This window comes from Microbispora sp. CSR-4, from assembly GCF_008033685.1.
Taxonomy (GTDB): domain Bacteria; phylum Actinomycetota; class Actinomycetes; order Streptosporangiales; family Streptosporangiaceae; genus Microbispora.
In genome coordinates this window covers 1-6,773 of the sequence record NZ_VJVX01000120.1, presented here as the reverse complement: position 1 = coordinate 6,773, position 6,773 = coordinate 1, and the positions used below count along the sequence as shown (strand labels likewise).

The window sequence follows — 6,773 nt, the reverse complement described above, 5'->3', positions numbered from 1 at the left end:
TGAGGGGTCGCGTTTGTCATCTCCGCACCGGGGCGCCCTCAACTACCCGTCCGTCCCAGGGCTGCGCCCATCTCACCAGCCGAGAACGCTTGGGCCCTGGTCGGCACTCCGGCCGGTTCAGGGCTCAGCGAAAAGGCGATGTTCACTTGGTTTGCCTCCCGACCCATCGCCCAGGCGCGCGCCGCGGTCTTGTGTTCGCTACTGCCCGATACCTCCGAGAATCGAGCCGATATCAAAGAGGCGATCCTCACCGGAAACAGGGCCGCGATAACAAGGTTGCGGACACGAATTTCTGAACAGTACGGTGCCAGGCCTCCGGTTGTTCTTGATATGTTCTCCGGCCGCGGCATTATCTCTCTGGAGGCGAGTCGCGCCGGCGCTTCTGCCATCGGCACGGACCTGTCTCCTGTCGCCACCCTTGCTGGTCGTCTGCTGGCCGATTATCCTCTGCGGGATTGGTCCGCTGAACCGCCGTTGCCTTATTCGCCCGGAGTTGATCTTGATGAGGATAAGGAGGCGGTTGAAGCTTCCCCAGCGCAGAGCAATCGGAGAAACCAAAGAACCAGCTCTCAGCTGGGTCTTAAGGGGTTGGCTGACGAACCGCGCCTTCTCGTTGATGTCCGCACCGTCCTGTTAGAGGTCGGGCGTCGCGTTGCCGAACGAGTGGCGACGCTGTATCCGGGGAACCCTGCTCACGGCGGCAAGACACCCTGGGCCTACTTATGGGCCGTCACCATCCCCTGTGACGGGTGCGGCCGTCGATTCCCACTGATCAGCTCCATGGTGCTACGGCACCCCTACCATCGCACGCGGGACGAAGGCCAGGCCCTCGAACTTGTCTTCGAGGGTGACGAGTGGCGCACGAAAGTCTGCGATGGCCTGCCACAACAGCAGCCAACTTTTACCTCCCCAACAGGCAAGCGCGGCAAATCAGCACATTGCCCGTTTCCCGGCTGCGGCCATCCGCATAACCTGGATGTTGTCAAAGCGAAGGGCTATGCAGAGCAGTACGTTGACGCCATGCTAGCGGTGGCCGAGACAGATCCCGATACGAATCGGAAAGTTTTCCGAATCCCACGTGCCGATGAGATTGCTGCCGCCGCACACGTTGATTTCTCATCGCAGGCGCCGATAGCTCCTGGGCTTTCGGCAATTCCAAATGAGGAAATTCCGGCAACTGCCGGTGTCGATGCTCGCCAGTATGGGTTCTTAACCTATGGGTCACTGATGAACTCGCGACAAGCGGTGCTTTTCGCCACCGCGGCTCGCGTCATCGCCGAACTATACCGAGAATTGTCTGGTGTGGTCAGCGTCGAGTATGCGGCTGCGCTGTGTTCCTACGCTGCGTCCAATATTGCACGGCAGCTACGTAGGGCGACCCGCGGCTCACGCAAGGAAAGTCGCGGCAAGCCTGACGGCTCTCAGCAGAACCGGGTCTATTCCGGGGATATTTTCACTAACCAAAGTACTCTCACGCATGCTTTCGATTACATCGAGCCGGGGCCCGGGGCGGGCCCGGGAACGTGGGGCTCGGTCTCATCAAGCCTTTTAGCTGCTCTGCGTAAGGTGCTGTACGAAAACCGAATTGAGGCGGCACCTGCTCGATTCCGCCGAGCTTCGTCGGTGGCATTGCCGTTTCGGGACGCAACTGTCGACGTGCTAGTGACTGATCCCCCCTACTACGACATGATTGCGTACGCGGATTCCTCCGATCTGTCCTATGTCTGGTTTAAGCGTGCCCTCCACTCGGCGGCCCCAGACTTGTTTGATGGAAGTCTCGATGGCAAAGATGGGCTGCAGGACAAAGCAGAAGAGATTATCGTCAAGGGGCGCGGCGCCAAGGGCCAAGGTGACCACCGTACGCAAGATTTTTACGAGGTGATGTTGGCCCGGTCGTTTGCGGAGGCACGCCGTGTCCTCAAAGCCAACGGCCACATGACAGTCATCTTCGGCCACTCCGATCCCGAAGCATGGAAGCGGCTGTTGGCCGCCCTTACTAATGCCGGTTTCGTGGTCACCTCCTCCTGGCCTTCCCGCACTGAGACCGCCGTCACCGGCGTCGCGACCATCTCCGTGACCGTCTCCATCGGAGCTCGCGTCGCTCCCGCGGATCGGCCGATCGGCATCGCAGCACAAGTGGATGCCGAAGTGATCAGTCAGGTGAAGAATCGCTGCCGCGGGTGGGACAGCGATGGTTTGGCCCTGGATGACCAACTCATGGCCTCTTATGGTGCCGCACTACAGGTTGTTGGTCGGTACAGCAAAGTAATTACTCCAGACGGCAGCACCGTACCTCTGGAGCACTACATGACCCTCGCTCGTCGCGCAGTCCGCGACGCGGTCGCGCTTCGGCTGGACGAGATGCCATTAGAGACCTTCGACCCGCATACTCGATTGGCAATCTTCTGGCATGAAGTCCATGGCCGCATGGACGTTCCGAAGGGCGAGGCTAGGTTCTTCGCTCAGTCCGACGGCCTGCGGTTGGAGGACCTGCGTGGCCCAATCCTCATCGAGACTAAGGCTGGGTTCCGACTGCGGCATGATGCCCCCGAGCGGCTCACCTCCGCTTCTAGCGCTTATGAAGTCGTGCGTGGCATAGCAGCGTCGTGGTCCAGCGGCACGGAGGCGGCTGCCGCTTGCCTCTCCGCCGCAGAGCGGCCAGCGACCGATGCCCACGTGTGGGCTTTAGTCGATTGGCTCGCCACCAAACTACCCAGCTCCGACCCAACTGCCGTTGCCTTAGCGGCAGTGAAGCGTAACCGCGGGTCGATCCAGGCCGCCGTCGCCCCTGGAAGCACAAGCACTGCGGCCAAACAGCCCAGCCTGTTTGAGGAGACCTCGTGACTGCATCCCCCTCCAGTTCACACTGGGCCGATATTCTCTCTCTCCGAGACGAGGTCCGGCTCACTGACGGCTCTGTGGGTGAGCTGCAAATGAGTCTGGCTAAGGCGGTCTACCAGACGGTGCTTGTGCCGTACGCCAAGTGTGAGTACTACACCGATATCACTCAGCCGACCCCGCTGTTGGTCGGTTTCCTGGGGCGCGTGGCTCGCCGACTTGGCGTTAGAGGAGTGGAGGCTCAAGCATGCTTCCACCTAGATCAGGGCATGGGCGGGGGCAAGAGCCACGCGCTCGTCGGTTTGTGGCACATGATCAACGACTCTGCGTCGTTCTTTGGCTCAGAGCTGGGTCATGCTGTTGCTGCTGAAGCCACTGCCGGCGGATATACCTTCGACCTGAGCCAGGTCGTTCCGGTCATACTGATCGGCGAGTCGATGTCCCCAGGCAAAACAGACCCGAGGTTTGGACCGGCCACCGATTTGTTCGGCCGGTTCTTGTGGCTGGCGTTCCACGGCCATCCCGACCGGATGGGCCGCTGGCGGCACTACAACGACCTTGGTGCGAATAAGGCGACGCTGCAGGCGGTCTTTGCTGAGCTTGGTCGGCCAGTGCTCATCGTCATTGACGAATTGATGGACTACGCGATGGCGCTCACCGATCAGGCTGCCATCGGCGGCTTACCGGGCGAGCAAGCCTTCCTCAACGCCCTCGCCGACGCAGTCGATGATCAGCCACAGGTCGCGCTGGTGGTAGTAATGATCCGCAGTGACGAGGATCAGGCTGGCTACCATCCGGCTGCCGAAGAGATGCGTGAATACGTCGCCGCGCGGTTGCGGCGTAACGGTGAAACCGTTACGGTCACCGAACCCGCCGACTTCGCCCAAATCATTCGCCGCCGTCTCTTCACCCGTGCCAAAGTCGACAAAGCCGCTCGGGCTGTCGCGGATGTCTACCTCGCCGCCGCCGACGAGACATGGACCAAACACGTGTATGGCAAGCTGGGTCCAGGCCGTAGCTTGGCTAGGCTCACCGATCGAATCGTTGAGACCTATCCCTTCCACCCCGACCTGTTTGAGCTGGTCTCGAAGGAGTGGTCTGTCGTCCAGGCCTTCCAGCGGGTCCGATCTACTGTCGCGATCTTCGCACGGACCGTGCTGTATTGGGTAACCGAGCATGAGGCTGGTCGGTGGACACCCGATTTGATCGGTCCCGGGGACATCCCGCTGCATACCAGCGCTTTAGAGGCACTGTTGTCCTCTGGCGTGCTGGCTGGCAATGACCGCGCTATTCAAGGTTTCCGAGCGGTAGCCAATACCGACATTATCCGCTCCGGCGGAGGCAGTGGCACGGCGTTCGCTCTCGATGCCAACCTCGCCGCGAATGGTGTCTCTGCGGGTCAGCCAGCTCCCGCCCTGCGGATGGCTACCGCCTGCTTTGTCTACAGCCTCGTGCCCCGTGCTCAGGCTGCGCGAGGAGCTACTAAAGCCGAGCTGATTGCGGCCTTAGCTGGCTCAGATGTGCCTTATGCTGCGGCCGAAGAGATCTTCAATGCGCTTATCGCAGGCCCCGCGGAAGGCGGCCTCGGCGCGCTGGACCGCACACAGCCCAGACACAGCAAGGGGCCCGAATGGTTTTTTCTATCGATTAAGCAGACGCTGAGCATGTACCATTCCAACGCGACGACGATGGTCAGCAACGACCTCGCGTTGGACCGCGTGTGGAAGCGCGCACAGCAACTTGCCAGCAAGGGCGCCTTCAGCAACCTGCACTTCGTCGCACGCTCCATCAATGGTGTCACCACCGCGGCTGCTTGCTTTGCGGACGTGGACGGACAGGAAAATCGGCTTGTTGTCCTCGATCCGCGCCGATGGAGTCTGCTTAACGGGAAAGACGCTGACACCCGCGCTGATCTCGCCGTAGCGTTCGGGGTTGCACCTGGGCTCACTACCACCTATGCAGCCTCTATGGTGGTCACGATGGTTAACACTCAACGACGTACACGTGCCCGAGATCGAGCTAGGGATGTGCTTGCCTGGGAGCTCGTTGTCGCCCAGCTCGATCCAACCGACGACGAGTATTCTGAAGCATGTTCGCGCCGGGATGAAGCCCGTATGAAGCTCGACAGTGATATTAAGTGGGCCTATCAGCACTACGCTTACCTGTTACGCACCACCGATGGGTTGACAGTACAGTATAAAACTGTACCCGATAGCAAAACCGCTTTGGCCGGACAGGATGTATGGGCTGATCTTGTGGCCGCCAGCCGTGCCGTCGCTTCCGGCGCCCTTGCTCCGGAGTATGTCGGTCAACTGATCACGGGTGGTAGCTTCGGACGCGACTTGACTCCGCGAGAACTTTTCGCGCTGCCGTATAGCAACCCAACCTGGCCTATGGTAGCCACCGTGGAAGATCTGCGGCAGGCACTATTCAGCCTCGCGACCAGCAGCGAATGGATGCTTACCGATAGCGATGGCAATGAGATCCGGCCTGCCACGCCAGGACAAATTCAGCCGGCCTCGATGCAGCAGTTACTGCGTCGCCGACCCACTTCGATCCCAAAACCCCCGCCAGAGGCTGCGCCTGGCTCGGAAAGTACTCTGGCCGTCGACCCCACAAGCACGGGCGATTCTATTGGCGAGTCTGCGAGTACGACCTCCGTGCCGGCACAAGCGGTAGAGGAGCCAACTTATGAGGTGACTAGGGTCCGAATGCCTCTATCGTCACTCACTGACGACAGCAGGCGCGAGGCCGTGTGGGGGCTTATCCGTGAGCTAGCCTCCTTGGTTGATCCCGCGAAATTGAACATGGACATCCAGATGATCGGATTAGATATAACCGTCACTGCACGTACTGGCGATACATACCACTTCGTCACGAAAGCCAAATCTCTGCCCGGTGTTACGTCAGTCATCGAAGAGGAGGGGCTTTAATCTTCCGCGGCCAGCTTAGTGTGTCAGGTACTTAGGAGATGTGATCAGTGGGCCTTCGAATAGGACAAACAGTTCCCGCAGACTGGTGGATTCCCGGCCAGTCGGAGGATAATGTCATTCCCGGCACCTGCGAAATAACGAAGGAGGGAGGAATCGTAGCAAAATTACATCGCAACCCCCTTCGGTCTGCGGGGCAAGCGTCCCTCTTGGCTGCGCCACTAGAGGATATCCCACTTCTGCATGGGAGCATCTTCGGTACACCGGTGACTTTGGTTGATTGTCGGATGGGTCCCGCAACCACAAAGTTCACGGCTCAGGCCGATATAGAGCTCCGTCCCTGGCTGGCCCTCGAAGGGCTCCTGCTTGGTGATGAGGAGCTCGTGGTATCCGAAGCTCAGGTTAGACTTAGACACCAACGCATTTGGGCTAGCTGGTCACCTTTTTTCTATGAGTTCGAAGAGTCTTCTCTCCAGCCTAAGCGTCTCGCTTACCATGCCCCCGCCGGAAGGGTTACGGCTATTCCTGGGGGAACGCTCTCCATTGAAGATGACTCTATTTTCTGGCCTCGACCCCAACAGGGCGACGCGGAAATCAAATCTCAATGCAAGTTTGTGGTTTCGCTAGACTCGCCACTACCTCTGCGGGATTTCCTTCCGCAATATATTTTGCCTCTAGAGACTTTGATTTCATTGGCGACAACCTCTATTGCGCGGATCGAGAGTCTCCATGTAACTGACAAAAGCTGGATAGCGTCCGCGACCGAGAGTGGTCGCTCTAATTTGCTCAAAGTCTGGTTTGGTCGTTCACCGTCTCAAGATGATTTTCGTGATATCACCTCTCAAGACTTGCTATTTTTGCTGAGCGATTATCGCTGGGAGGAAGTCGGGGGGAATCTTTTCTCCATACTTCCCAACTGGCGCTACATCATTGATCAGTGGATCACGCTGATCAACCGTAACTACCGTTGGCCCATACCCCGATTCCTTACTGCGGTCACCATAG

3 protein-coding genes are annotated in these 6,773 nt (G+C 59.2%); all 3 read left to right on the top strand.

Annotated elements, in window-relative coordinates:
• The first annotated feature begins 138 nt into the window (after window positions 1-138).
• Entirely contained in the window at window positions 139-2,844 is a 2,706-nt protein-coding gene (locus tag FLV34_RS38510; RefSeq protein WP_147945512.1) for a DUF1156 domain-containing protein, read from the top strand.
• Entirely contained in the window at window positions 2,841-5,771 is a 2,931-nt protein-coding gene (locus FLV34_RS38505) for a DUF499 domain-containing protein (RefSeq protein ID WP_147945511.1), read from the top strand. The genes FLV34_RS38510 and FLV34_RS38505 overlap by 4 nt, the downstream gene beginning before the upstream one ends.
• Before the next feature lie 47 nt (window positions 5,772-5,818).
• On the top strand, window positions 5,819-6,773 hold a 955-nt coding region (locus FLV34_RS38500), incomplete at its 3' end, for a hypothetical protein (protein ID WP_187280859.1).

Excerpts from the sequence above, each read along its gene's own strand:
- FLV34_RS38510 (WP_147945512.1), top strand. The coding sequence starts at position 139 with ATGTTCACTTGGTTTGCCTCCCGACCCATCGCCCAGGCGCGCGCCGCG.